The sequence below is a fragment of the Cupriavidus sp. 09_S30 genome, assembly GCF_056930435.1.
Genome location: NZ_JBXOWI010000001.1, coordinates 947905 through 972907, shown reverse-complemented (window position 1 = coordinate 972907; position 25003 = coordinate 947905). Strand labels below are relative to the sequence as shown.

21 protein-coding genes and 1 tRNA gene are annotated in these 25003 nt (G+C 68.3%); 9 read left to right on the top strand and 13 right to left on the bottom strand.

Annotated features, from left to right (window positions below):
* Positions 1–10: 10 nt before the first annotated feature.
* From AC1Z3O_RS04590 to gloB, 4 genes are all read right to left on the bottom strand, one after another.
* Positions 11–2371, bottom strand: coding sequence for a bifunctional salicylyl-CoA 5-hydroxylase/oxidoreductase (locus AC1Z3O_RS04590; RefSeq protein WP_483513895.1), 2361 nt, complete (start codon positions 2369–2371; stop codon positions 11–13).
* Between the two features lie 163 nt (positions 2372–2534).
* Complete coding sequence (locus AC1Z3O_RS04585; RefSeq protein ID WP_483513893.1) at positions 2535–4427, bottom strand: propionate--CoA ligase; 1893 nt, start codon at positions 4425–4427, stop codon at positions 2535–2537.
* Between the two features lie 137 nt (positions 4428–4564).
* Positions 4565–6211, bottom strand: a complete 1647-nt coding sequence (locus AC1Z3O_RS04580; RefSeq protein ID WP_483513891.1) for a transglycosylase SLT domain-containing protein — start codon at positions 6209–6211, stop codon at positions 4565–4567.
* A 166-nt stretch (positions 6212–6377) separates the two neighbouring features.
* Positions 6378–7187: a hydroxyacylglutathione hydrolase gene (gene gloB / locus AC1Z3O_RS04575; protein WP_483513890.1), complete on the bottom strand. Its 810-nt coding sequence runs from the start codon at positions 7185–7187 to the stop codon at positions 6378–6380.
* Between the two features lie 10 nt (positions 7188–7197).
* Here gloB and AC1Z3O_RS04570 point away from each other — a divergent pair, with 10 nt between their 5' ends.
* The 4 genes from AC1Z3O_RS04570 to AC1Z3O_RS04555 all read left to right on the top strand — a co-directional run bounded on the left by AC1Z3O_RS04570 (position 7198) and on the right by AC1Z3O_RS04555 (position 9499).
* A complete protein-coding gene (locus tag AC1Z3O_RS04570; protein WP_483513888.1) occupies positions 7198–8004 on the top strand; it encodes a class I SAM-dependent methyltransferase in 807 nt (268 codons plus the stop codon).
* Between the two features lie 93 nt (positions 8005–8097).
* On the top strand, positions 8098–8535 hold the full coding sequence (rnhA, locus tag AC1Z3O_RS04565; RefSeq protein ID WP_483517517.1) for a ribonuclease HI: 438 nt from the start codon (positions 8098–8100) through the stop codon (positions 8533–8535).
* A 32-nt stretch (positions 8536–8567) separates the two neighbouring features.
* The gene (gene dnaQ / locus AC1Z3O_RS04560) at positions 8568–9278 is read left to right on the top strand and encodes a DNA polymerase III subunit epsilon (RefSeq protein ID WP_483513886.1); all 711 of its coding nucleotides are present in this window, start codon (positions 8568–8570) and stop codon (positions 9276–9278) included.
* Positions 9279–9424: 146 nt separating this feature from the next.
* Positions 9425–9499, top strand: a tRNA-Val gene (locus AC1Z3O_RS04555).
* 403 nt (positions 9500–9902) lie between these two features.
* Here the strand turns inward: AC1Z3O_RS04555 and AC1Z3O_RS04550 are convergent.
* Positions 9903–10505, bottom strand: coding sequence for a cysteine hydrolase family protein (locus AC1Z3O_RS04550; RefSeq protein ID WP_483513884.1), 603 nt, complete (start codon positions 10503–10505; stop codon positions 9903–9905).
* A gap of 168 nt (positions 10506–10673) precedes the next feature.
* On the opposite strand from AC1Z3O_RS04550, the gene AC1Z3O_RS04545 reads away from it, so the two are divergent.
* From AC1Z3O_RS04545 to AC1Z3O_RS04530, 4 genes are all read left to right on the top strand, one after another.
* Complete coding sequence (locus AC1Z3O_RS04545) at positions 10674–11546, top strand: LysR family transcriptional regulator (protein ID WP_483513882.1); 873 nt, start codon at positions 10674–10676, stop codon at positions 11544–11546.
* Between the two features lie 88 nt (positions 11547–11634).
* A complete protein-coding gene (locus tag AC1Z3O_RS04540; RefSeq protein ID WP_483513880.1) occupies positions 11635–13611 on the top strand; it encodes a sensor domain-containing diguanylate cyclase in 1977 nt (658 codons plus the stop codon).
* 78 nt (positions 13612–13689) lie between these two features.
* The gene (locus AC1Z3O_RS04535) at positions 13690–15084 is read left to right on the top strand and encodes a selenium-binding protein SBP56-related protein (protein ID WP_483513878.1); all 1395 of its coding nucleotides are present in this window, start codon (positions 13690–13692) and stop codon (positions 15082–15084) included.
* A 60-nt stretch (positions 15085–15144) separates the two neighbouring features.
* A complete protein-coding gene (locus AC1Z3O_RS04530) occupies positions 15145–15813 on the top strand; it encodes a hypothetical protein (protein ID WP_483517516.1) in 669 nt (222 codons plus the stop codon).
* Positions 15814–15899: 86 nt separating this feature from the next.
* On the opposite strand, the gene AC1Z3O_RS04525 is transcribed toward AC1Z3O_RS04530, so the two are convergent.
* The 6 genes from AC1Z3O_RS04525 to AC1Z3O_RS04500 form a co-directional block, all read right to left on the bottom strand.
* A complete protein-coding gene (locus tag AC1Z3O_RS04525; RefSeq protein ID WP_483517515.1) occupies positions 15900–17630 on the bottom strand; it encodes an ABC transporter substrate-binding protein in 1731 nt (576 codons plus the stop codon).
* A gap of 148 nt (positions 17631–17778) precedes the next feature.
* Positions 17779–18087: a DUF2160 domain-containing protein gene (locus tag AC1Z3O_RS04520; protein ID WP_483513876.1), complete on the bottom strand. Its 309-nt coding sequence runs from the start codon at positions 18085–18087 to the stop codon at positions 17779–17781.
* A 17-nt stretch (positions 18088–18104) separates the two neighbouring features.
* Positions 18105–18926: a carbohydrate ABC transporter permease gene (locus AC1Z3O_RS04515; protein ID WP_483513875.1), complete on the bottom strand. Its 822-nt coding sequence runs from the start codon at positions 18924–18926 to the stop codon at positions 18105–18107.
* The gene (locus AC1Z3O_RS04510) at positions 18919–19812 is read right to left on the bottom strand and encodes a carbohydrate ABC transporter permease (RefSeq protein ID WP_483513873.1); all 894 of its coding nucleotides are present in this window, start codon (positions 19810–19812) and stop codon (positions 18919–18921) included. Before AC1Z3O_RS04510 ends, AC1Z3O_RS04515 begins: the two co-directional genes overlap by 8 nt.
* Positions 19809–20915: an ABC transporter ATP-binding protein gene (locus AC1Z3O_RS04505; RefSeq protein WP_483513871.1), complete on the bottom strand. Its 1107-nt coding sequence runs from the start codon at positions 20913–20915 to the stop codon at positions 19809–19811. The genes AC1Z3O_RS04510 and AC1Z3O_RS04505 overlap by 4 nt, the downstream gene beginning before the upstream one ends.
* Position 20916: 1 nt before the next feature.
* A complete protein-coding gene (locus AC1Z3O_RS04500; RefSeq protein ID WP_483513869.1) occupies positions 20917–22041 on the bottom strand; it encodes an ABC transporter ATP-binding protein in 1125 nt (374 codons plus the stop codon).
* A 199-nt stretch (positions 22042–22240) separates the two neighbouring features.
* Between AC1Z3O_RS04500 and AC1Z3O_RS04495 the strand changes: the two genes are divergently transcribed.
* Positions 22241–23011: a DeoR/GlpR family DNA-binding transcription regulator gene (locus tag AC1Z3O_RS04495; protein WP_483513867.1), complete on the top strand. Its 771-nt coding sequence runs from the start codon at positions 22241–22243 to the stop codon at positions 23009–23011.
* Between the two features lie 100 nt (positions 23012–23111).
* Here AC1Z3O_RS04495 and purU read toward each other — a convergent pair whose 3' ends face one another.
* Together purU and AC1Z3O_RS04485 are read right to left on the bottom strand one after the other, a co-directional pair.
* Positions 23112–23978, bottom strand: coding sequence for a formyltetrahydrofolate deformylase (gene purU, locus AC1Z3O_RS04490; protein ID WP_483513865.1), 867 nt, complete (start codon positions 23976–23978; stop codon positions 23112–23114).
* Between the two features lie 50 nt (positions 23979–24028).
* Positions 24029–24910: an NUDIX hydrolase gene (locus AC1Z3O_RS04485; RefSeq protein WP_483513863.1), complete on the bottom strand. Its 882-nt coding sequence runs from the start codon at positions 24908–24910 to the stop codon at positions 24029–24031.
* Between the last annotated feature and the right edge of the window lie 93 nt (positions 24911–25003).

Here is a 25003-nt window from a genome sequence, read left to right as displayed (position 1 = left end):
GGTCATTTCTTCATTTCCCCGCGGCCTGCGCCTCGACGGCGGCGGCGCGCTCCAGGTTGGTCTCGTACTGGCGCTTGCCGGCCAGGTATTGCTTGGGCCACGCGGCCTCGCGCCAGCCCAGCCTGGCCGCCTCATGCAGTGTCCAGGCCGGATCGGCCAGGTGCGGCCGCGCGATCGCGCACAGGTCGGCGCGGCCGGCGGCGATGATGCTGTCCACGTGGTCGGCCTCGAAAATGGCACCCACCGCAATGGTGGCGATGCCCGCTTCGTTGCGCACGCGGTCGGCGAACGGCGTCTGGTACATGCGGCCGTACACCGGCGCCTGGTCGGGGCTGACCTGGCCCGAGGAGCAGTCGATCATGTCGGCGCCGGCAGCCTTGAAGGCACGCGCGATCGCCACTGCATCGTCGGGCGTGATGCCGCCCTCGACCCAGTCGTGCGCGGAGATGCGCACCGACATCGGCCGCTCCTGCGGCCAGGCCGCGCGCACCGCGCGGAACACCTCGAGCGGATAGCGCAGCCGGTTCTCCAGCGAACCGCCGTACTCGTCGTCCCGCTGGTTGGTCAGCGGCGAGATGAAGCTGGACAGCAGGTAGCCGTGCGCGCAATGCAGCTCGAGCCAGTCGAAGCCGGCCTCGGCCGCACGGCGCGCGGCGGCGACAAAGTCATCGCGCACGCCGGCCAGGTCGTCCCGCGTCATCTCGCGTGGCACCTGCGACACGCCCGGCAGGTAAGGCAGGGGCGAGGCGGACAGCAGCGGCCAGTTGCCTTCCGGCAGCGGGTAGTCCATCTGCTCCCAGCCGAGCTGGGTCGACCCCTTGCGCCCGGCGTGGCCGATCTGCATGGCGATGCGCGCATCGCTGTTGGCATGGACGAAATCCACGATGCGGCGCCAGGCTTCGCGCTGCGTGTCGTTCCACAAACCCGGGCAGCCCGGCGTGATGCGCGCGTCCGGCGAGGTGCAGGTCATCTCGGCCACCACCATGCCGGCGCCGCCCATCGCGCGCCCGCCGAGGTGCACCAGGTGGAAGTCGCCCGGCACGCCATCGACGCAGGAGTACATCGCCATCGGCGACACCACTACGCGGTTCTTCAGCGTCAGGCCGCGCACGTGATAGGGCGTGAACATCGGGGGCAGCGCCTTGCCTTCCGCCATGACGGGAGCGTCGGCCGGCATGCCGGCCTCGCGCGCGAGCCAGTGCTCAAAGCCCTGCACGTAGCCGGCATCGCGCAGCCGCAGGTTCTCGTGCGAGATGCGCTGCGAGCGCGTCAGCAGCGAGTAGGCGAACTGCTCGGGGGCGAGGCTGGCATAACGCTCGACGTTCTCGAACCATTCGGTGGAGTTGCGCGCCGCGTTCTGGATCTTCAGCACCTCGACGCTGCGCGTGGCTTCGTAGCGCGCCAGCGCCTCGGGCAGGCCGGCCGTGCCGCCGGCGCCGATCTCAGCGGCCAGGTCGATGGCATCCTCCAGCGCCAGCTTGGTGCCGGATCCAATTGAGAAGTGCGCCGTGTGCGCCGCGTCGCCCATCAGCACCACCGGCACCCGGCGCCCGCCGGCCAGCGTGTTCCAGTGCACCCAGTGCTGGCAGATCACGCGCGGAAAGCGGATCCAGATCGCCGAGCCGCGCAGGTGGGTGGCGTTGCTGATCAGCTTGTGTCCGTCCAGGTAGCGCGAGAACAGGCGCTCGCAGTAGGCCACGCCCTCCTCCTGGCTCATCTGCTCGATGCCGGCGGCCTGCCAGACCTCTTCGGGCGTCTCGACGATGAAGGTGGAGGTGTTGTCGTCGAAGCGGTAGGCGTGCGCCTGGAACCAGCCGTGCTCGGTCTTCTCGAAGGCGAAGGTGAAGGCGTCGAACAGCTTCTGGGTACCCAGCCAGACGAAGCGGCAGCGGCGCGTGTCGATGTCGGGGCGGAAGGTGTCGGCGTAGCGCGTGCGGATGCGGTTGTTGATGCCGTCACAGGCGATCACGAGGTCCGCCTCGTACTGTTCGGCCAGCGCCTGGTCGTCGCTCACGTCGGTCTCGAACACCAGCCGCACGCCGAGCGCTTCGCAGCGCGCCTGCAGGATGTTGAGCAGCCGCTTGCGGCCGATGCCGATGAAGCCGTGGCCGCCCGAGCGGATGGTGCGCCCGCCGATGTGGACGTCGATGTCGTCCCAGTGGTTGAAGGCTTCGTTGATCTCGGCGGCGCTGACCGGATCGGCTTCCTTCAGGTTGTCCATGGTGGCGTCCGAAAACACCACGCCCCAACCGAAGGTGTCGTACGGGCGGTTGCGCTCCACCACGATGACCTCGTTGCGGGCGTCCCGCAACTTCATCAGCAGGCCGAAGTACAGGCCCGCCGGACCGCCGCCAATGCACAGCACACGCATGTCTTGTCTCCTTGTGCGCCAGCCGCCGCTTCGCTGGCCGCCAGCCCGGCTCTAGATCAAGCCTAAATATTTCATGCTTAAAATATTAGGAGGCATTGCTTCGAAACGCAAGCGCTGTTTGCACGTGGGCCGGCTGCGACCTGGCGCAGCCGGCCCCGGGCGCTCAGCCCTTCAGCGCGGCCTGCAGCAACTCCAGCGTAGCCGGATCTTCGATGGTGGTCAGGTCGCCCGAGGCCCTGCCCTCCGCCACCGCCTGGATGGCGCGGCGCAGCAGCTTGCCCGAACGCGTCTTGGGCAGCGCGTTGACGAACAGCACGCGCGCCGGCCGCGCCACCGCGCCGAGCTGGCGTTCCACCGTCTTCATCAGTTCGCCTTCCAGCGCCAGGCGCCCAGCGGCATCCTCCACCGCGGCGTGATCGCGCGCCACGCACACCGCCAGCGCGACCTGGCCCTTGAGCGCGTCCTGCACGCCGACCACCGCCACCTCGACCACGCCGGAATGAGAGGACAGGCTCTCCTCGATCTCGCGCGTGCCCAGGCGGTGCCCGGCCACATTGATGACGTCGTCGGTACGGCCCAGGATGAAGACATAGCCATCCTCGTCCTGGACGCCCCAATCGAAGGTGGAATAACAGCGCCGATTCGGTATGGACGACCAATACGTCTGCACGAAGCGCTCGTCGTCGCCCCAGATGGTGCTCATGCAGCCCGGCGGCAGCGGCCAGTCGATGGCCACCACGCCCTTCTGCCCGGGCGCGCAGACCTCGCCGGTCGACTCGTCGACGATCTTCAAGTCATAGCCGTAGGCCGGCACGCCGGGCGAGCCGAGCTTGGCCGGCAGTGGTTCGATGCCGCGCTGGATGGCGATGATGGGCCACCCGGTCTCGGTCTGCCAGTAGTTGTCCACCACCGGCTTGCCGATACCCTGCTGGATCCAGTCCGCGGTGGGCTCGTCGAGCGGCTCGCCGGCCAGGAACAGCAGGCGCAGGCTGGACAGGTCATAGCGCGTCAGCCAGGCCGGGTCCTGCTTCTTCAGCACGCGGATGGCGGTGGGCGCGGTGAACATCAGGTTCACCTTGTACTCCTGCACCAGCTGCCACAGGATGCCGCCATCGGGCCGCACCGGTGTGCCCTCGTACATGACGGTGGCCAGCCCCGCCAGCAGCGGCGCATAGATGATGTAGCTGTGCCCGACCACCCAGCCGATGTCGGAACAGGTGAACATCGTGTCGCCCGGCTTGCCGCAGAAGATGTACTCCATCGACGTGGCCAGCGCCACCGCGTAGCCGCCGGTGTCGCGCTGCACCCCCTTGGGCTTGCCGGTCGTACCCGAGGTGTAGAGCACGTAAGAAGGCTCGCTCGATTCGAGCCAGACGCAGGGCACGCGGGCCGGCCCGACCTGTTCGCGCCATTGCGCATAGTCTTCGTCGCGGCCGGGCGTGCGGGCCATGTCGGCGAGCCCGCGGTCGACCAGCAGCACGCGCTCGGGCCGGTGCCCCGCAAGGCGCAGGGCCTCGTCGAGCAGTGGCTTGTACGGCACGACCTTGCCGGCGCGCGAGCCAGAGTCGGCGCTGATGATCACGCGCGGCTGCGCGTCGTCGATGCGCGCGGCGAGGCTGACCGAGGCAAAGCCGCCGAACACCACGGAGTGGATCGCGCCGATGCGAGCGCAGGCCAGCATCGCGAAGGCCGCCTCCGGGATCATCGGCAGGTAGATCAGCACGCGGTCGCCCTTGACCACGCCGAAGGCTTGCAGGATGGCGGCCATCCGGTTCACCTCGTCGTGCAGTTCGGCGTAGGTGTAGGTCCGGCGCTGCCCGGTTTCGGTGGAGACGTGGATCAACGCCGGCTGCGCCGCGCGTTCGGCGAGATGCCGGTCGACGGCGTTGTGGCAGAGATTGGTGCGCCCGCCGACGAACCAGCGCGCGAAGGGGGCCCGGCTATCGTCGAGCACCCGCTCGAAGGGGGTTTCCCACTCGATGCGTCTGGCTTGCTCGGCCCAGAACCCCTCGGGGTCGGCCAGAGAACGCGCGTGCAGGGCGCGGCTAGCGGTCATGGCTGTCTCCTCCGCGCGATGGCGGCTGTGATTGTGCCGCTAGTTTGCCATCGCCGCCGCCGCCGCGGTTAGATCTATCGCAAGCGTTGCCGGCACGGCGGGCGCGGCGGGCGGCAGCGCTTGCCGCCCACCCACCGTCAGCGTTTCTTGCTGCCCTTGGCGGAACCCGCCGACGCCTTGACCGGCGCCGCCGCCTTGCCGGCGCTGGCCTTGGCTGCCGGCGCCGCCGACTTGCGCGCCGGCGCCGCGGCCGCACGGCTGTGCGGCTCGGCCGCGCGGCCGTGCGCCTCGGCGTGGGGCTTGCCCGACACCCTGACCACCTCGGCACCGCCGTGCCTGCTCGCGGCGGCGCGCGCGCCGCCGGCATGCACCGGCACCATCACCACCAGGCTTTGGCCGGCCACGAGCTTGGTGCCCGGCAGGTGGTTCCACGACATCAACTGGTTGGCGCTGACGCCATAGCGGCGCGCGATCGACGCCACCGTGTCGCGCCGCCCGGCGCGCACCACGACCCGCCGCGCGTCCGGCTGGTCCGGCTCGACGGCGAGCGTGGCGTTGTCGGCCAGGCTGGCGCTGATGTCCTCGTCATTGCGCTCCGTGCGGGGGATCATCACGGTAGAGCCGGCCTTGAGCCGCATGCCCTTGGGAATACGGTTGATCTCGCGCAGGGTGTCCGGGTCGATGTTCAGGCGGGCGGCCAGCGCCTCCACGCGCTCCTTGCTGTCCACCGTCACCGCCGTCCAGCTCGACAGCCCGCCACGGTAGGTGTTCAGGTTGTACTGGAAGCGCTCCGCGTTGTCGAAGGGCAGCAGGATCTGCGGATTGGCCGCGCCCAGGATCACCGGGCGGTTGAAGGATGGATTCAGCGCCTTGAACTCCTCCAGCGGCATATTGGCCAGCTTGGCCGCCAGTGCCACGTCGATATCGCGCGAGGTGGTGACCGTGACGAAATAGGGCTGGTCCGGGATGTCGGGCAGCTTGACGCCGTACATCTCGGGATTCCTGATGATGTTCTTGACCGCCTGCAGCTTGGGCACGTAGTAGCGTGTCTCGTTCGGCATGCTCAGGCTGGCGTAGTCGGTCGGCAAGCCGCGCGCCTGGTTGCGCGCGATCGCGCGCCCCACCGCGCCCTCGCCCCAGTTGTAGGCCGCCAGCGCCAGCTGCCAGTCGCCGAACATGTCGTACAGGCGCGCCAGGTAGTCGAGCGCGGCATCGGTCGAGGCCAGCACATCGCGGCGCTCGTCGCGGAACATATTCTGCTTGAGCTTGTAAGTCTTGCCCGTGCTGGGGATGAACTGCCACATGCCGGCCGCCTTCGCGCTGGACTCGGCCTGCGGGTTGAAGGCGCTCTCGACGAAGGGCAGCAGCGCCAGCTCAGTGGGCATGTTGCGGCGCTCGAGTTCCTCGACGATGTGATAGAGGTAGCGGCTCGACCGGCTGATCATGCGCTCCATGTATTCCGGGCGCTGCGCGTACCACTGCGTACGGTCGTCAACCAGCGTGCCTTCCAGGTCGGGCATGGCGAAGCCGCGCCGGATGCGATCCCAGATATCGCTCTGCTGCACGTTCAGCCAGTCCCTGCCGCTGCTCTCGCCGCCCGCGGGCGGCTTCTTGGCCGCATTCAGCCCGCCGGCAGCTTTGCCGGTGGTCAGGCTGTTGAGCGGATCTGGCTTGGCGCGCTGCGCGGTCGGTGTGCCGTCCGGATCGGCTGCTGGCGGCGTGCCTGCGCACGCCGCCAGCAGCGCAGCGCATGCGACCACCACCATGAATCGACCAATTTTCATTAATTTCTCGAATCGTGACGCTAAAAAATTGCCTGATGCTATGAAAAACGCGCTAAGGCGTCAATGAGATTCTCCCCCCAAGTCCGCCACGGCGGCCCTGGAGAAACGCGGGATGCGCCCGCCGCCCGAACATGGCGCGACGGCTCGCATGACGCGCGGCGCAGGCCTAGCGGAAGCCATCCTTCCAGCCGCGCAGCGCGCCAAACGCTGCCGCGTCGCTGCCGGCGCCGGCACCTTGGGCGGTCAGCGCAGCACGTACGGCGGGCTCGCGCGAGCGCAGGAACGGATTGACCGCGCGTTCCAGGCCGATGGTGGTGGGCACGGTCGGCCTGCCCTGCGCGCGCAGCGCCTGCACCTGCGCCTGCCACTCGGCCAGCGCCGCGTTGGCCGGCTCCACCGCGCGCGCAAAGCGGACATTGGCCGCCGTGTACTCGTGCGCGCAATAGACCCGCGTGGCGGGCGGCAGCGCTGCCAGCTTGTCGAGCGAGGCCAGCATCTGTGCCGGAGAACCCTCGAACAGGCGGCCGCAACCGGTGGCGAACAAGGTGTCGCCGCAGAAGACCGCGGGCCCGGCGTCGCCCAGCTCCCCGCCGTCTGCCACGTAGGCCACATGGCCCGCCGTGTGGCCGGGCACATCCTGCACACGCAGGCGCAGCCGCGGCGACGCCAGCGTAAGCACATCGCCCTCGCGCACCGCCACGGTGCACCCGCCGATGCGTTCGGCGGCCGGCCCCACCACGGGCAGCGGCATGCCGTCCGGTGCGCGCGGATGCGCCTCCAGCAAGGCGGCGACACCGCCCTGGTGATCGCCGTGATGATGGGTGATTACAATAGCGCCCAGAGCCAGCCGGTGCTGCGCCAGGAAGCGCTCGACCGGGCCTGCCTCGCCGGGATCCACCACGGCGGCGCAGTGACCATCGTGAATCGCCCAGATATAGTTATCCTGGAATGCAGGAATCGGCTCCACTCTCAACATACGTGCTCCTATGTCCGACCGACCGATTATAGATTGGGAAGGCTGGCTGGCTTCCCCGCCCGGGCAATACATGCTGGGCTGGGAGCAGGGCCAGTACGACCGCACGGTGGCGGACATCTTCGGCTACCACGCGGTGCAGCTCGGCCTGCCCGTGATCGACACGCTGCGCGAGAACCGCATGCCCTTCTCGGCGCTGGCGCTGGACGCGGGCAGCGGCCCCCACGGCCCGCGCGCCAGCCATCCCGACGCGCGCCAGCTGCTGTGCCGCTTCGATGAACTGCCCTTTGAAACGCAGAGCATCGATCTCGTCACCCTGCCCCATGTGCTGGAGTTCAGCGAGTACCCACACGAGGTGCTGCGCGAGGTCGCGCGCGTACTGATGCCGGAGGGCCGGGTGGTGGTCACCTGCTTCAACCCCATGAGCCTGTGGGGCGCGCGCCAGGGCCTGAACCGCCTCGGCGTGGACCCGTTCCTGCCGGCCGATGCGCAGTCGATCGGCTTTGTGCGCATCAAGGATTGGCTCAAGCTGCTCGGCTTCGATATCATCCGCGGTCGCTTCGGCTGCTACTGCCCGCCCTACCGCACGGAGCGCTGGCTGCAGCGCTCGGCCTTCATGGAAAAGGCCGGCGACCGCTGGTGGCCCATCTTCGGCGCCGTCTACATGATCTCGGCCATCAAGCGGGTGCGCAGCATCCGGCTGGTGGGCCCGGCGTGGAAGCCCGCCAAGGCGGCGCTCAAGCCGGTGGCCGCGCCCGTGGCCAGCCCGACCGGCACCCACGGCAAGAACCACGACGGCACGCAGCGCGACGACGGCTAGCTAGCCAGCCCGCACCGCGCTGCGCCGCAAGACCCTCGCCGGCCGCCCCGCGGCCCGGCCCGAACCCAGGAACCTATGCAAGAAGTCCAAGAAGTGCAAGACGTCACGATCTATTCCGATGGTGCCTGCAAGGGCAATCCCGGCCCCGGCGGGTGGGGCGCGCTGCTGGTGGCCGGCACCAGCGAGAAGGAGTTGTTCGGCGGTGAGAACAACACCACCAACAACCGCATGGAAATGACCGCGGTCATCGAAGCCCTGCGCGCGCTCAAGCGCCCGTGCCGCATCAAGGTCTACACCGATTCGCAGTACGTGCAGAAGGGCATCAGCGAATGGCTGCCGGGCTGGAAGGCGCGCGGCTGGAAGACGGCGGACAAGAAGCCGGTCAAGAACGCCGACCTGTGGCAGGTGCTGGACACCCTGGCCAGCCAGCATCAGATCAGCTGGCACTGGGTGCGCGGCCACAACGGCCACCCTGGCAACGAACGCGCGGACGCGCTGGCCAATCGCGGCGTGGCCACGCTCGCCGCCTGAGGCAGCCGGCGCCCTCCGGTAGAATGCCCGCCATGCGACAGATCGTTCTCGATACCGAAACCACCGGCCTGAATGCCGCCACCGGCGACCGCCTGATTGAAATCGGCTGTGTGGAGATGATCAACCGGCGCCTGACGGGGCGCAATCTGCATTTCTATATCAATCCCGAGCGGGATATCGATGAAGGCGCGATTGCCGTCCACGGGCTGACGCTCGAGTTCCTCTCCGACAAGCCACGCTTTGCCGAGGTGGTCGAACCCATCCGCGAATTCGTGCGCGATGCCGAGCTGATCATCCACAACGCCAGCTTCGACCTGGGCTTCCTCGACATGGAGTTCCAGCTGCTCGGCCTGCCGCCCTTCCGCGGCCACGCCGCCAGCGTGATCGATACGTTGAAGGAAGCGCGCCAGATGTTCCCCGGCAAGCGCAACTCGCTCGACGCCCTGTGCGAGCGCCTCGGCATCAGCAATGCGCACCGCACGCTGCACGGGGCCTTGCTCGATGCGGAACTGCTGGCCGAGGTCTACCTGGCCATGACGCGCGGCCAGAATTCGCTGGTGATCGATGCCCTGGACGATGGCGGCAGCGCGGGCCATGCCGTTGCGGCGGCCGATCTGTCAGCGCTGGAGTTGCCGGTGCTGCGCGCCAGCGCCGAGGAAAGCGCGGCGCATGCGGCCGTATTGAAGCAGTTGGACAAGGCCAGCGGCGGCAAGACGGTGTGGCAGGAGTTGCCTGCCGCCTGAGCCCCCAAGGGCAGCCAGCGGCAGCAGGAACGAGGGTCTTTGCGCAGCGCCGCAGAAATATTTGCAGAAAGGGCTTTACAAGATACAGCAGCGCCTGCATAATCTCATTTCTCCGCTGCACGACAGCAACAACGACGCAGCAGCAGGGGTGGTTAGCTCAGCGGTAGAGCACTGCCTTCACACGGCAGGGGTCACAGGTTCAATCCCTGTACCACCCACCAGATTTGGCTGGCAACGCCTTACGTTGCCAAGGAACCCCGGCGCCGAAAGGCTTCCGGGGTTTTTTGTTTTTCCCCATTGTCTGCACGGTCTGCATGACTTCCATGCCGCCCCCGCAGCACCAAGGCGACAGGCACCCGGGGCCCGCACCAACGGTTCTCTGCGCGCGCGTGCCATTTTCTTTGACTTCGCCGCACAGATGCACCAGTCTGGAAATACGGCCAGCGTGCAGCCTCGCAGCTACGGCGATCGCCGCCCTCAGCGAGGCAACCGTTCCCCGCGCGACTCCTCCCGGCGCGCCGCACGGCCCGCACCTGGCCGCCACGCACGCCCTTCCCCGTTCTGCGTAGTCCCGAACACAGTGCCCGACCGGCGCCACACGGGCGCCGGTGGGCTGCGACGCGCCTAGCGCCAGGCACCCTCGTCGGCCACCACCGTGGCGAAGCGGTCATGCAGGGCCGCTAGCGCCGCGCGATGCACCTCCGATGCCGCCAGGGCGCCACCGCCCAGCGGGTCGGGCAGGTCGCGCGTCGCACAGGCGGCGGCCACGACCGTGCTGCGGTAGCCGTGGTCGAGCGCAGAGCGCACGGTCGCACTGACGCACATATGCGTCTGGAAGCCGGCCACGATCAGTTCCTTGCGGCCGGTACGCTGCAGCACCGCCGCCAGGTCGGTGCCGGCAAAGCTGTTGGGCAGGCTCTTCGTCACCGTGGCTTCGCCGGCGCGCGGCGCCAGCCCTTCGATGATGGCCGCGTAGGGGCCGGTGGGGTCGAAGGCACCGCCGCCCGGCCGGCCGTGGTGCACCACATGGACCACGGGCGCGCCCCGCTCGCGCGCCAGAGCCAGCAGGGCCGCGCAGTGTGCCACGGCGGCGGGCATCCCGCTCAAGGGCAGGCGGCCGTCGACATACTCGCGCTGGTGGTCGATCAGCAGGAGCACGGCCGCATCCCAGGCGGACGGTGCGCGGCTGGCGCCGGCGAGATCGAGCAGGGTGAACGCTTGGGTCATGATGCAGGGCTCCTTGGGCCGGCCTAGGGCCGGCGCGGAAAGTGAAATAGAAAGGAACGTAAGGAAGGCCGGCGCCTAACATGGCTGCAAAGCGGCCATGTCGACGCTTTGCAGCCATGTTAGGCGCCGCTAAGCTGTACGCCAATTCTCAAGATCCTCACGCCCACTGTGCAAAAACGTTCACTTTGCTGGGACGACCTGCTGACCTTGTCGGCGCTGCAACGCTGCGGCAGCTACTCCGCCTGCGCGCGCGAGCTCGGCATCACGCATGCCACCGCGATCCGGCGCATCCGCCGCCTGGAAGCCGCCCTGGGCAGTTCCGTGGCGACGCGGACCGACGGCGCCTTCGCGCTGACGGAAACCGGCCTGGCCGCGCTCGACGCGGCACGCCAGATGGAACGCAGCGCGGACCGGCTGCTGCGCACTGCCGAGCACGGCAGCGGCGGTGTGTCGGGCGAGGTGAGAGTGGCGGCGACCGCGGCGCTCGGCAGCGATTTCCTGACGCCACGGCTCGGTGCCCTGTACGCAGCGCACCCCGCCATCCAGGTCAGGCTGGAGCTCGACAATCGCGTCGCCAGCCTGGCACGCCGGCGCGCGCACATCGCCGTGCGGCTGGCGCGCCCGCAGGAGGACGAAGTGGTGGCGCAGCGCGCCGGGACCGTGCGCTTCGGCTTCTACGCCCGTGCCCGCGATGCCGGCACGCCTCCGCGCGACGCCGCCGCGGTCGCCGCCCTGCCCTGCTGCGCCCTGCTGGACGAAGGGCTGACGCTGCCGGAATCCGCCTGGACCGAGGTACGCGGCACCCGGGTCGCCTTCCAGTCCAACAGCCTGCAGGCCGTGCGCCACGCGGTGCGCGCCGGGCTGGGCGCCGGCCTGCTGCCGCACTACCTGGCGCAGGGGGACGCCAGCCTGGAACTGCTGCACGAGGTGCCGGAAGTGGTGCGCGAGATCTGGCTGGCCTATCCGGCCGAGTTCCGCGGCAATTCGCGTTTCCGCCCTGTCATCGACTGGCTGATGCAAACGCTCGGCAATTGCCCGTGATCGCACGGGCCGCCGCCATATCCCGGTGCCCCGTGCATCTGCTAATCTTGGCCATCGTCCCGCACCCGTCCAGGCAAGAACAGCAATCATGCGGCACTCACTGAAATACCGGGTTGCACTGGCCACGGCGCTGGTCGTGACGCTGATCATCGGCGTGCGCGTCCTGGTTTCTCAGTACTATGCCTACTCTTCCTTGCGGGAGCTGCGGGAAGCGCAGCAGGCCAGGCAGACCGACCTGGTTGCCATGCACCTGGATGAGAAGTTCGACAGCCGCATCGTCGTGCTGCACCGCCTGGCGCACCAGTTCGCGCCCATGCTCGAGCAGCCGCCCGCCAAGCTCAAGGCGTTCGCCGTCGACGCGGTGGCCATGCCCGAGGACTTCAACGCGGTCTTCATGGCCAGGCCCGACGGCGAGGTGGCCTTCAGCACCGCCGTGCCTCTTGGCCGGCGGCTGCAGATCAAGGACCGCGACTACTTCCGCGCCATCGAGGCAGGTGCCGACGTGGCGGCATCCGACCTGCTGTACGGCCGCATGAGCAATGCGCCGGGCATCGTGCTGGCGGTGCCGCTGCGCGGCCCCGATGGCGCGCTGCAGGCCGTGGTCGGCGGCGTGGTCAACCTGGCCGAGGACAATTTCCTGCGCAAACTGGGACATGGCCGGCTCGCTGCGGCCGGCACCTATTGCCTCATCTCCTCCGGCCCGAATCCCCGCTACGCGATGCATGCCGATCCGGCCAGGATCATGCTGCCGTCGCAGGGCGCGCAAGATGCCTGCGGCGTCGAACGGCATGCCGCCTCGCCCTGGGAGTTCCTGCTGCCCGAACAGCCGGTCGTCACGCGCCGCCCTCTGGACATCAACGGCTGGACCGTGGTGTCGGTGTTGCCCGCCGGCGAGGCCTTCCTGCCGCTGCTGGAGGTGCGCCGCAAGGCCATGGTGATCAGCCTGCTCACCCTGCTGGGAACCGCCGTCCTGATGTGGCTCATGGTGCGCCGCCTGCTGAAGCCGCTCGAGGATTTCCGTCGCGTGGTCGACACCGTGGCCGCCAACGCCGATGCGGTCAACCAGCTGCCCACGCATCGCAAGGACGAAATCGGCCAGCTCGCGACCGCCTTCGCTGTCGTCGTGCGCCAGCTCAAGGAACGCGAGGACGCACTCAGCGCCGCCAAGGACCGCGCCGCGGAAAGCGAGAAGCGCATCGAGGCCATTGCCAACCATGTGCCCGACTTCGTCTCCTTCATCGATGCGAAGGAACGCTATGTCTTCGTCAACCAGGCCTATGCCCGGCATTTCGGCCTGCCGGTGCAGCAGATCATCGGACTCAAGCTGCGCGAGCTGTGGGGCACCCCCACCTATCTCGCCGTCCAGCCTCATCTGGCGCAGGCCTTTGCCGGCAATGCCGTCACCTTCAGCCAGGAGAGCCCCGATGGCGCCGAATGCCTGGAGGTGTTCTGCCAGCCGGCGTGGAATGACGCGCACGACACCGTGATCGGGGTCTACATGTTCGCGCGCAACGTCACGGCCGAGCGCCAGACGCTTCGCAAGCTGGAGGCCCAGACCGTCAGCGACCACCTGACCGGCCTCTTCAACCGCAAGGGCTTCGACCGCTGTCTGGCCGACGCCCTGAACCGCGGCCACGGGCGCGACCACGGCATCGCGCTGCTGCTGGTCGACCTCGATGATTTCAAGCACATCAACGACAGCCACGGACACGCGGTCGGCGACGAACTGCTGGCCGCCTTCGGCAAGCGCCTGTCGGCCTGCGTGCGCGAAGGCGACGCCGTGGCCCGCATCGGCGGAGACGAGTTCGCCATCGTGCTGGGCAACGCCATCACATCGTCCGGCATCGAGCGCATCGCGCAGGCCATCGTGCAGGCTTCGCAACAGCCGCACCACATCGCCGGCCACGCGCTGCTGGCCACGGCCAGCGTCGGCGCAGCCATGCATCTGCCTGGCGACGGCCAGACCGCGAGCGAACTGTTCATGCGGGCGGACATGGCGCTCTACGAAGCCAAGCGGCGCGGCAAGGCGCGCTACGCCTTGCCGGGCCTGCACGGCCAGGTCTGAGGACCGTCGCCGGCGCGCCGGCGCGATGTGGCCTATAGTTCAAGGGCTGCGATGCACTGCGGAGCGAGGAGGTGCGCCATGGCGACCTGGAAGCCCGATCCCAGTTTTTATCCCTCACCGCGCCTGGCTGCGAAGGCGCCGGCCGAAGCACTCGCCTACGTGGCCATGTTCGACCCCTCGCGCCGCCGCCCCGACGGCATCGCCGTGGTCGACGTCGACCCGGCTTCGGCAACCTATGCTGGCATCGTCGGACGCATCGACATGCCCAACACCGGCGACGAGCTGCACCATTTCGGCTGGAACTCTTGCTCATCCTGCCTGTGCCCGAACGCACCCCATCCACACATGGCGCGGCGCTATCTGGTGGTGCCGGGACTGCGCTCCTCGCGCATCCATATCATCGACACGCAGCCCGACCCGCGCCACCCGTCCATCGCCAAGGTGATCGAGCCCGGCGACCTGGCCGAACGCACCGGATACACGCGCCCGCACACCGTGCATTGCGGGCCGGGCGGCATCTTCCTGAGCGCACTCGGCAATACCGCTGGCGAGGCGCCCGGCGGCATGCTGCTGCTCGACCCGGAGAGCTTCGAGCCCCTCGGCCGCTGGGAGGTGGAGCGCGGCCCGCAGCGCTTCGCCTACGATGGCTGGTGGCACCTCGGCTACGACACACTGGTCACCAGCGAGTGGGGCACGCCCGACATGTTCGAGAACGGCCTCGATCCCGCGCTGCTGCTGGGCGCGCGCTATGGCAGGCGCCTGCACTTCTGGGACCTGAACCGCCGCCGGCACCTGCAGGAGATCGACTTCGGCGAGACCTACCAGCTGGTATTCGAACTGCGCCCGGCACACGACCCCACACGCGCCTATGGCTTCGTCAATTGCGTGCTGAGCCTGCAGGATCTGTCTTCGTCGATCTGGGTCTGGCACCGCGACGGCGAGCGCTGGGCGGTACGCAAGGTGATCGACATTCCCGCCGAGCCGGCCGACCCCGCGCAGCTGCCGCCGCTGCTGCAGCCGTTCAAGGCGGTACCGCCGCTGGTGACGGACATCGACCTCTCGCTGGACGACCGCTTTCTCTACGTCTCCTGCTGGGGCACCGGCGACCTGCTGCAGTACGACGTCTCCGACCCCTTCACGCCCCGGCTTACCGGCAGCGTGCGCATCGGCGGCGTCATCTCGCGCGCCTCGCATCCGGGCACAGACGGCAGGCCGCTCAACGGCGCGCCGCAGATGGTCGAGGTCAGCCGTGACGGGCGCCGCGTCTACTTCACCAATTCGCTGTACGGCGCGATCGACGCCCAGTTCTACCCGGACGGCATCGATGGGTGGATGGTCAAGCTGGATGCCGACCCCGACGGCGGCATCCACTTCGATCCGCGCTTCTTCCTGCGCTGGCCCGACGGGCTGCGCCCGCACCAGGTCAGGCTCCAGGGCGGCGACTGCTCCTCGGATTCCTACTGCTACCCCTGAACCGGCAGGACGCAGCACGCGCGCTACGCCGGACTGCGTCGCCAGCCAGCCATGTTCTCCATGCCAGCGCCGCTGGACGCGCATCTCGCCTTGCAATGGGCCCGGTCGGGGCCGCCGTGGTGGCCCTGGCTGGCGGCCGCCGCGCTGGGCCTCTACCACGGCATCAACCCGGCCATGGGCTGGCTGTTCGCTGTTGCGCTCGGCCTGCATCGCGGCAGGCGCGCCGTCGTACTGCTGGCATTGCTGCCGATCGCGCTGGGCCATGCCCTTGCGGTGGCGGCAGCGATGGCCGCCGCGCTGGCCCTGGGCAGCTTGCTCGATCCGCACTGGCTTGCGCGCGCCACCGGGGCCGTGCTGATCGCCTGGGCCGCCTGGCACGGCCTGCGCGGCCATCGCCAGCGCCCGCGCGTGGGCATGCAGGCGGGCATGGCGGGGCTGGCGGCCTGGTCCTTCCTGATGGCGGGCACGCACGGCGCCGGCCTGATGCTGCTGCCCGCGCTGCTGCCGCTGTGCGGGGCCAGTCCCGGCGCCGGCGCCGCCGCGCCGCTGCTGCCGGCGCTGCTTATGCTGGCAGTGCATACGCTCGCCATGCTGCTGGCAATCGGCGCGGTTGCGCTGCTGGTCTACGACCGCATCGGGCTGGCCTTCCTGCGCACGGGCTGGATCAACCTCGACCGGGTGTGGTCGGCGGCGCTGCTGGCATGCGGCGTCGCGCTGCTCGCCGGCTAGCCGAGGGCAGCCGCGCATTGCGCTGCCGCCAGAAAAAAACGGCAGCGCAAGCGCGCTGCCGTCCGCTTCCAGGCAGATCGTCCGTTTCAGCGCACCCGCCCCTCCTTCCAGGCTTGCAGCAGCTTGTCATAGGCGATGGTCTCGCCCTTGGGCTTCTCGTTGGCCAGCTTCTGCCAGGGCGCGTGCTCGGTCGACAGCCACTTGGCCGGGTCGCTCTTGGGATTGAGCTTGGGCGCGCAGTTCGTCATGCCGGCGCGCTGCAGCCGCCCCATCACCTGCTCCATCTCGTCGGCCAGGTTGTCCATCGCCGCCTGCGGCGTCTTCTCCCCGGTGACGGCGGTGGCCACGTTCTTCCACCACAGCTGCGCGAGCTTCGGATAGTCCGGCACGTTGGTGCCGGTCGGCGTCCAGGCCACGCGCGCGGGGCTGCGGTAGAACTCGATCAGTCCGCCGTACTTGGCTGCGTTCTTGGTCAGGTAGTCGTGGTGGATGTCGCTGTCGCGGATGAAGGTCAGGCCGGTCAGCGACTTCTTCAGCGACACCGTCTTCGACGTCACGAACTGCGCGTACAGCCAGGCCGCCGCCAGCCGGTTCGGATCGGTGTTCTTGAAGAAGGTCCAGGAACCCACGTCCTGGTAGCCGTTCTGCATGCCCGGCTTCCAGTACGGGCCATAGGGCGACGGCGCCATGCGCCACTTCGGCGTGCCGTCGGCATTGACCACCGGCAAACCCTTCTTGGTCATGTCGGCGGTAAAGGCCGTGTACCAGAACACCTGCTGGGCCACCTGCCCCTGCGCCGGCACGGGGCCGGCTTCCGAGAAGGTCATGCCCATCGCCTGCGGCGGCGCGTACTTCTTCATCCAGTCGACGTACTTGGTCAGCGCATAGACCGCGGCCGGGCTGTTGGTGGCGCCGCCGCGCGCCACCGAGGCGCCCACCGGCGTGCACTTGTCCTCGGCCACGCGAATGCCCCATTCATCCACCGGCATGCCGTTGGGCAGGCCCTTGTCCGCCGCGCCCGCCATCGACAGCCACGCATCGGTGAAGCGCCAGCCCAGCGAAGGATCCTTCTTGCCATAGTCCATATGGCCGAAGACCTTCTTGCCGTCGATCTCCTTGACGTCATTGGTGAAGAACTCGGCGATGTCCTCATAGGCCGACCAGTTGGTCGGCACGCCCAGTTCGTAGCCGTACTTGGCCTTGAACTTGTCCTGCAGGTCCTTGCGCGCGAACCAGTCGGCGCGGAACCAATACAGGTTGGCGAACTGCTGGTCGGGCAGCTGGTAGAGCTTGCCGTCCGGCGCGGTGGTGAACTTGGTGCCGATGAAGTCCTTGACGTCCAGGCCCGGGTTGGTCCACTCCTTGCCCGCGCCCGCCATATAGTCGGTCAGCGGCAGGATGGCGCCGTAGCGGTAGTGCGTGCCGATCAGGTCCGAATCCGAGATCCAGCCATCGTAGATGGACTTGCCCGACTGCATCGAGGTCTGCAGCTTCTCGACCACGTCACCCTCCTGGATGATGTCGTGGTTGACCTTGATGCCGGTGATCTCCTCGAAGGCCTTGGCCAAGGTCTTCGATTCGTACTCATGCGTGGTGATGGTCTCCGACACCACGTTGATCTGCGTGACGCCCTTGGCCTTGAGCTTGGCGGCGGCGTCCATGAACCACTTCATCTCGGCCAGCTGCTTGTCCTTGGACAGCGAGGACGGCTGGAACTCGTCGTTGATCCACTTCTTGGCCTCGGCCTCGCCGGCCCAGGCCGCATGCCCGCAGGCCAGCGCCGCCGCACAGGCGAACGCCGTCATGCCCAACTTCATCTGCACCTTCATGAACGCCTCCTCGAGATTCCCCCTCCCCGCTGTATCGTTGGGCAGCGGCCCCGGGAAGGGACAAGCCGCCAGGCCCATTGGCTCGATGACTTCGATTCAGGTCGCGCAGTAGGCGCCACAGTAGGCGCCGCAGCGCTCAGCCCTTGCGCATGATCAGCGCCAGGGCCAGCATCGACAGCGCGAAGCTGACCCACACGGAGGGCGCTTCGGCGAGCGAGAACCACTGCGCCAGCTTCTCGCCCAGGCCGACCCAGGCGAGGTTGATCCAGGCCGCGCACATCAGGCCGATGAACAGGCGGTCGCCGCGCGTGGTGGCGATCGGCAGGAAGCCCTTGCGCAATGCCGAGGGCGAACGCGCCTCCCACAAGGTCATGGCGACCAGCATCAGTGCGATGCTGGCGAAGAAGACGGCCACGGGCGTGGTCCAGACCATCCAACTGAACATGGAGCGCTCCTTCGGAATCAGACGCGGCCCATCGCGAAGCCCTTCGCGATGTAGTGCCGCACGAACCAGATCACGATGCCGCCGGGCACGATGGTGAGCACGCCGGCCGCGGCCAGCACGCCCCAGTCCATGCCGGACGCGGACACGGTGCGCGTCATGGTGGCGACGATGGGCTTGGCGTCGACCGAGGTCAGCGTGCGCGCCAGCAGCAGCTCCACCCAGCTGAACATGAAGCAGAAGAAGGCAGCCACGCCCACGCCGGCCTTGATCAGCGGTAGGAAGATGGTCAGGAAGAAGCGTGGGAAGGAGTAGCCGTCGACATAGGCGGTCTCGTCGATCTCGCGCGGCACGCCCGACATGAAGCCTTCCAGGATCCACACCGCCAGCGGCACGTTGAACACCAGGTGGGACAGCGCCACGCCGAGGTGGGTGTCCATCAGCCCGATGGTGGAGTAAAGCTGGAAGAACGGCAGCAGGAACACCGCCGGCGGCGTCATGCGGTTGGTCAGCAGCCAGAAGAACACATGCTTGTCGCCGATGAAGCGGTAGCGCGAGAAGGCATAGGCCGCGGGCAGCGCCATGGTGATCGAGATCACGGTGTTCAAGGCCACATAGATCATCGAGTTGATGTAGCCGGAGTACCAGGACGCATCGGTGAAGATGGTGCGGTAGTGCTCCAGCGTGAATGCCGCCGGCCACAGCGACAGCGTGGAGACGATCTCCTCGTTGGTCTTGAACGACATGTTCACCATCCAGTAGATCGGCACGATGGCGAACAGCAGGTAGACCAGCAGGAAGGCGTTGCGCCACCAGGTGGCGTGCTGCTTCGCTTCAGGCATTGGGCATGTCCTCCGCGGCGGCGGTGCCCGCGCGCTGCATCCAGTTGTACAGGACGAAGCACAGGAGCAGGATGATCAGGAAGTAGACGATGGAGAAGGCGGCCGCCGGGCCGAGGTCGAACTGGCCGACGGCCTTCTGCGTCAGGTACTGCGACAGGAAGGTGGTGGCGTTGCCCGGCCCGCCGCCGGTCAGCACGAAGGGCTCGGTGTAGATCATGAAACTGTCCATGAAGCGCAGCAGCACGGCGATCATCAGCACGCCGCGCAGCTTGGGCAGCTGGATGTAGCGGAACACCGCGAAACGGCTGGCGCCGTCGATCTTGGCGGCCTGGTAGTAGGCGTCGGGAATGGCACGCAGGCCCGCGTAGCACAGCAGCGCCACCAGCGGCGTCCAGTGCCAGACATCCATCACCAGCACGGTCAGCCAGGCATCGACGGCGCTGCCGGTGTAGTTGTAGGCCAGGCCCAGGCCCGTGAGCGCGGCCCCCAGCAGGCCGATGTCGGTGCGCCCGAAGATCTGCCAGATGGTGCCCACCACGTTCCACGGGATCAGCAGCGACAGGGCGATGATCACCAGCGTCGCCGAGGCCTTCCAGCCCGTGGCCGGCATCGACAGCGCCAGCAGGATGCCCAGCGGGATCTCCACCAGCAGCACGGCGAGCGAGAACGCGACCTGGCGCAGCAAGGCGTCGTGCAGTTCGCCGTCGCGCAGCACGGTGGCGAACCATTCGGTGCCGACGAAGACGCGGCGCTCGGGCGAGATGATGTCCTGCACCGAGTAGTTGACGATGGTCATCAGCGGCAGGATGGCGGAGAAGGCTACGCACAGCACCACCGGCACCACCAGCAGCCAGGCTTTCTGATTGACGGGCTTGAGCGTGCTCATGACACCAGTTCCTCGTTGACGTAGTAGCAGGTGCGGCGGTGGAAGGCCGACAACCAGGCGGTGTCGCCCGGCCTGAGCGCAGCTGCCTCGGCGCCCATGCGGGCGCGCAGCGTGGCTACCTTGGCGCCCGCCTCCTGCACCGCGGCGGTCACCAGCCAGTAGGTGCCGATGTCCTGGGCGCGCTCGACGATGGCGGGCACCGCATGCGCATCGTCGGCAGCGGCCAGCCGCAGGTATTCGGGCCGCACCCCCACCTTGAAGCTGCCGGCCGCCTGCAGCGCCTGGCCTAGCGCGGGTGCCAGCTCGGGCAGGTAGCGGCGGCCGCCCATCTCGATGGCGCCGTCACGCCACTGGCCCGGCAGGAAGTTCATGCCGGGCGAACCGATGAAGTGGCCGACGAAGGTGTGTGCCGGACGCTCGAACAGCGCATCCGCCGAGCCCGCCTGCACGGCCTTGCCGCGCGACATCACCAGCACCTGGTCGGCGAAGGTCAGCGCCTCGGTCTGGTCGTGCGTGACGTAGATCAGCGTCAGGCGGAATTCGTGATGGATCTCCTTGAGCTTGCGGCGCAGTTGCCACTTCAGTTGCGGGTCGATCACCGTCAGCGGCTCGTCGAAGAGGATGGCCGACACGTCGCTGCGCACCAGGCCCCGCCCGAGCGAGATCTTCTGCTTGGCATCGGCCGCCAGCCCGCTGGCACGGCGGTCCAGCCAGGCGGACAGCTCCAGCATCTCCGCCACCCGCCCTACCCGCTCCTTGACCTGTTCGGCCGGCACGCCGCGGTTGCGCAAGGGAAAGGCCAGGTTCTCGCCGACGGTCATGGTGTCGTAGATAACCGGGAACTGGAACACCTGGGCGATATTGCGCTGCTGCGGCGTGGCGGCGGTCACGTCGCGGCCGTCGAAGGCGATGGTGCCGTGCGAGGGCCGCAGCAGCCCGGAAATGCAGTTCAGCAGCGTGGTCTTGCCGCAGCCCGACGGCCCGAGCAGGGCATAGGCGCCGCCATCCTCGAAGGTGAAACGCAGCGGCAGCAGCGCGTAGTCCTCGTCCGCCTCGGGATGCGCCAGGTAGGAATGGGCGAGGTCCAGGTCGATGCGCGCCATCTCAACGTCCTCCCGCCACGCCCGCCGGTGCCGCCGGTGCCGCCCCGCCGCCCGGCCGGCGCGGCGCGTGGATGCGCCTGCCGCCGGCATCGAACAGGTAGACCTGGGCGGGATCGAGGTGCAGCGTGAGCTGCGCCCCCAGCGCCAGGTCCACCACGCCGGGGAACTGCGCGACCAGGCTGCCCACCGCGGTATCGACGTGGACGAAGGTATCCGAGCCGGACAGCTCGGCCAGCGCCACCCGCCCCGGCACCGCCACCGCGCCGGGCGCCGGCTCCAGCCGCAAGGCGCCGGCGCGCACGCCGACTGTCACGGCGCCGCCGTGCGCCACCGCCTCCGGCAGCGGCAGCACGATGCCGCCGGCCAGCGCCACGCGCCCGCCGTGCAGCTCGCCCGGCACCAGGTTCATCGGCGGATCGCTGAAGGCGCGCGCCACGCGCAGGGAATCGGGATAGTGGAAGACTTCGGGCGTCGGCCCGTATTGCAGCAGCTCGCCGGCGTCGAGCACCGCGGTGTGGCCGCCAAGCAGCAAGGCCTCCGAAGGCTCGGTGGTGGCGTAGATCACGGTCGCCTCGCCATTGGCGAACAACTGGCTCAGCTCTTCGCGCAGTTCCTCGCGCAACTTGTAGTCGAGGTTGACGAGCGGCTCGTCAAGCAGCATCAGCGGGGCATCCTTGGCCAGCGCGCGCGCCAGCGCCACGCGTTGCTGCTGCCCGCCCGACAGCTCGGCGGGATAACGGTCGAGCAGATGGTCGATGTGCAGCCGCGCCGCCAACGCCTTGACCTGTCCGGGGATGTCGCCACTGCCGCCGCTGCCGCCGCGCAGGCGCAGCGGCGAAGCGATGTTGTCGAACACCCGCATGGAGGGGTAGTTGATGAACTGCTGGTAGACCATCGACACGTTGCGCTCGCGCACCGGCACGCCGGTCACGTCCGCGCCGTCCACCATCACCTTGCCCGCGCTCGGCTTGTCCAGCCCCGCCATTACCCGCATCAAGGAGGTCTTGCCTGCCTGGGTGGCCCCGAGCAGAATTGTCACCGCACCGGCCACCGGCGCCAGCGACATGGGATAGAGATAGGCCTGCGATCCTGCATGCTGCGCAATGCCTTCCAGTCTGAGCTGCATCCGGCCTCCTGCGCGCGCTGCGTGCCAGCGCGATCGTGATGTCTGCCTCGGATTGCGCGGTCAGGCTCGCGCAATGCTTGTCATTCTTCTTGTGATGCTTCGCATTCCCGCTTTCCGCTCGTTTTAGCAAAGAAACGAAAACAAAACAATCTTGCGGCGCATCATTTGTTTTCGTTTCTGATTGAACTAGAATGCGGGCATGACGCTCAATCCACGCCAAACCGCCCTGCTGGAAGAAGTCCGGACCCAGGGCTTCGCCTCGATCGAAGAACTCGCGCGCAAGTTCGGCGTGACCCTGCAGACCGTCCGGCGCGACGTCAACCTGCTGGCCGAGAACGGCATGTTGGCGCGCTTCCATGGGGGCGTGCGGGTCGAGGGCTCGACCATCGAGAACATCGCCTACCGCCAGCGCCAGGTGCTCAATGCCGAAGGCAAGGCGCGCATCGCCCGCGCCGTGGCGGCCGCGGTGCCCGAGGGCTGCTCGCTGATCCTGAACATCGGTACCACGGTCGAGGAGGTCGCGCGCGCGCTGCTGCATCACCGCGGCCTGCGCGTCATCACCAACAACCTGAACGTGGCCAGCATCCTGGCGGACAACCCGGACTGCGAGGTCATCGTCGCCGGCGGCGTGCTGCGCTCGCGCGACCGCGGCATCGTCGGCGAGGCGACGGTCGACTTCATCCGGCAGTTCAGGGTGGACATCGGCCTGATCGGCATCTCGGGCATCGAGGCGGACGGCACGCTGCGTGACTACGACTTCCGCGAGGTCAAGGTGGCACAGACCATCATCGAACATGCACGCGAGGTATGGCTGGCGGCGGACGCCAGCAAGTTCAACCGGCAGGCCATGGTGGAACTGGCCCATCTGTCGCAGATCGACCGGCTCTTCACCGACCAGCCGCTGATGCCGCCCTTCGAGCAGATGCTGGCGGAAAGCGGGGTGAACTGTGTGGTGGCGGACCAGCCGTGAGCGGCCGGTGTGCGCCGGGCGGCAAGCGCTGCCGGCGTGGCCGGGCGGGCGCCCAAGGGGCGAAGGCGGCGCGCTCGGCGCCGCCCCCGGGTGGCGGGACTTACTTGAAGACGACCGTCTTGTGGCCGTTGAGCAGGATGCGATGCTCGGCGTGCCACTTGACCGCGCGCGCCAGCGCAACGCATTCCACGTCGCGGCCCACGGCGGTCAGCTGCTCGGGATCCATGCTGTGATCGACTCTCTCGATCTCCTGCTCGATGATCGGGCCTTCGTCCAGGTCCGCGGTCACGTAGTGGGCCGTGGCACCGATCAGCTTCACGCCGCGGTCATGCGCCTGATAGTAGGGCTTGGCGCCCTTGAAGCTGGGCAGGAAGGAGTGGTGGATGTTGATCGCGCGGCCGGCCAGCTTCGTGCACAGGTCGTCGGACAGCACCTGCATGTAGCGCGCCAGCACCACCAGGTCGATGTTCTGGTCGCGCACGACCTCGAACACCTTGGCTTCCTGGGCCAGCTTCTGCTCGCGCGAGGCGCTCATCAGCGGCAGGTGGAAGAAGGGGATGTCGTAGGAGGCCGCGAGCTGGTAGAAATCGCGGTGGTTCGACACGATGGCGGCGATCTCCACCGGCAGCCCGCCTGCCTTGGCGCGGAACAGCAGATCGTTCAGGCAATGGCCGATCTTGGACACCATGATCATCACGCGCGGCTTGACGCTGGCGTCGAACAAGTCCCACTGCATGGCGAACTGCTCGCCCACCGGCGCGAAGGCGGCCTTCAGCGTGGCCAGGTCGGGGCCGCCGACCGCCGTGCTGAAGTGCACGCGCATGAAGAAGCGGCCGGTGAACTCGTCGCCGTACTGGTCGGAATCGACGATATTGCAGCCGTGCTGGAACAGCAGGCCGGACACGGCATGCACGATGCCGGGCTGATCAGGGCAGGAGATGGTGAGAATGAATCCGGTGTTGCTCATCGTGATTTGTTCTGTGGAGTGGCCGCTTGGTCAAGCACGCAGCGAGGGGCTCAGCCTTGGGGTGCGCTGGAGGCCGTCCAGCCACGCCGGCGGAGGGCATCCAGCGTCACCAGGGTCGCGTCGACCGTCATGGCGCCATCCGCCATGATAGCAAGCAATGACTCGGGCTCGATACAGCGGTGCTCGGACACCTCGCCGTCCTGGTTGACCGGCACGAAGCCTAGCGGCAGCAGTAGGTCGTACGCGTACACGGCCTCCCACTGCACACCTTCAGGTATCTCGCGCAGCACATCGATCACCCCGCACGGCTGCGCGCGCGCCGCCAGCCCGGGCGGGATGCCGGACTCCTCCTCGCACTCGCGCACCAGCGTGGCGAGCGGATCGCTGCCATGCGGCATGCCGCCGGCCACCAGGTTGTCCCACATGCCGGGGTCGACCGCCTTGGCGGCACTGCGCCGCGCCACCCAGAACCGCCGCCTGCCGTCGCGGTCGTCGACGATGCCGTTCATGTGCGAGGCGAAGGTCAGCAGGCCAAGGAAGCGCGCCGCCGCGCGCTCGATCACGGCAAGCGCGGGGGCGGTCAGCGCCGGCGTGACAGCAAACAGCTCGTTGCGCCAGCCGCGCACGTGGCCGGCATCGGCCAGCCAGCGTGCCAGCGTCGCCAGTGCAGCGCTGCGCGCGGCGAACTCCGCGCAGAGCGGCAGCAGCACCGCCTCGCCCGGCGCACCGTCGCCCAGCACGTCGGCGACGGCGGACTGCGTGCGCAGGATCTCGGCGTGCGTGCGCGGCAGCCAGCCGACCTGGCGGCCGCCCGCCATCAGGCGCAGATGCGCGCTGTCATCGAAGCGGCTGCGCGCCGCCAGCGAGGCTTCGATGCGGGCCAGGATGGCGGGGACGGACGACGTGGAAGGGGAATCGGGAAACTTGGACAAGTTGACTGCCTCTCTGACTGAGCACACGCAGCGGGTCGCCCACCGGGCCGGCCCACGCCACCTCTCAACGGGTTCCGACAGGAACATTCAGGA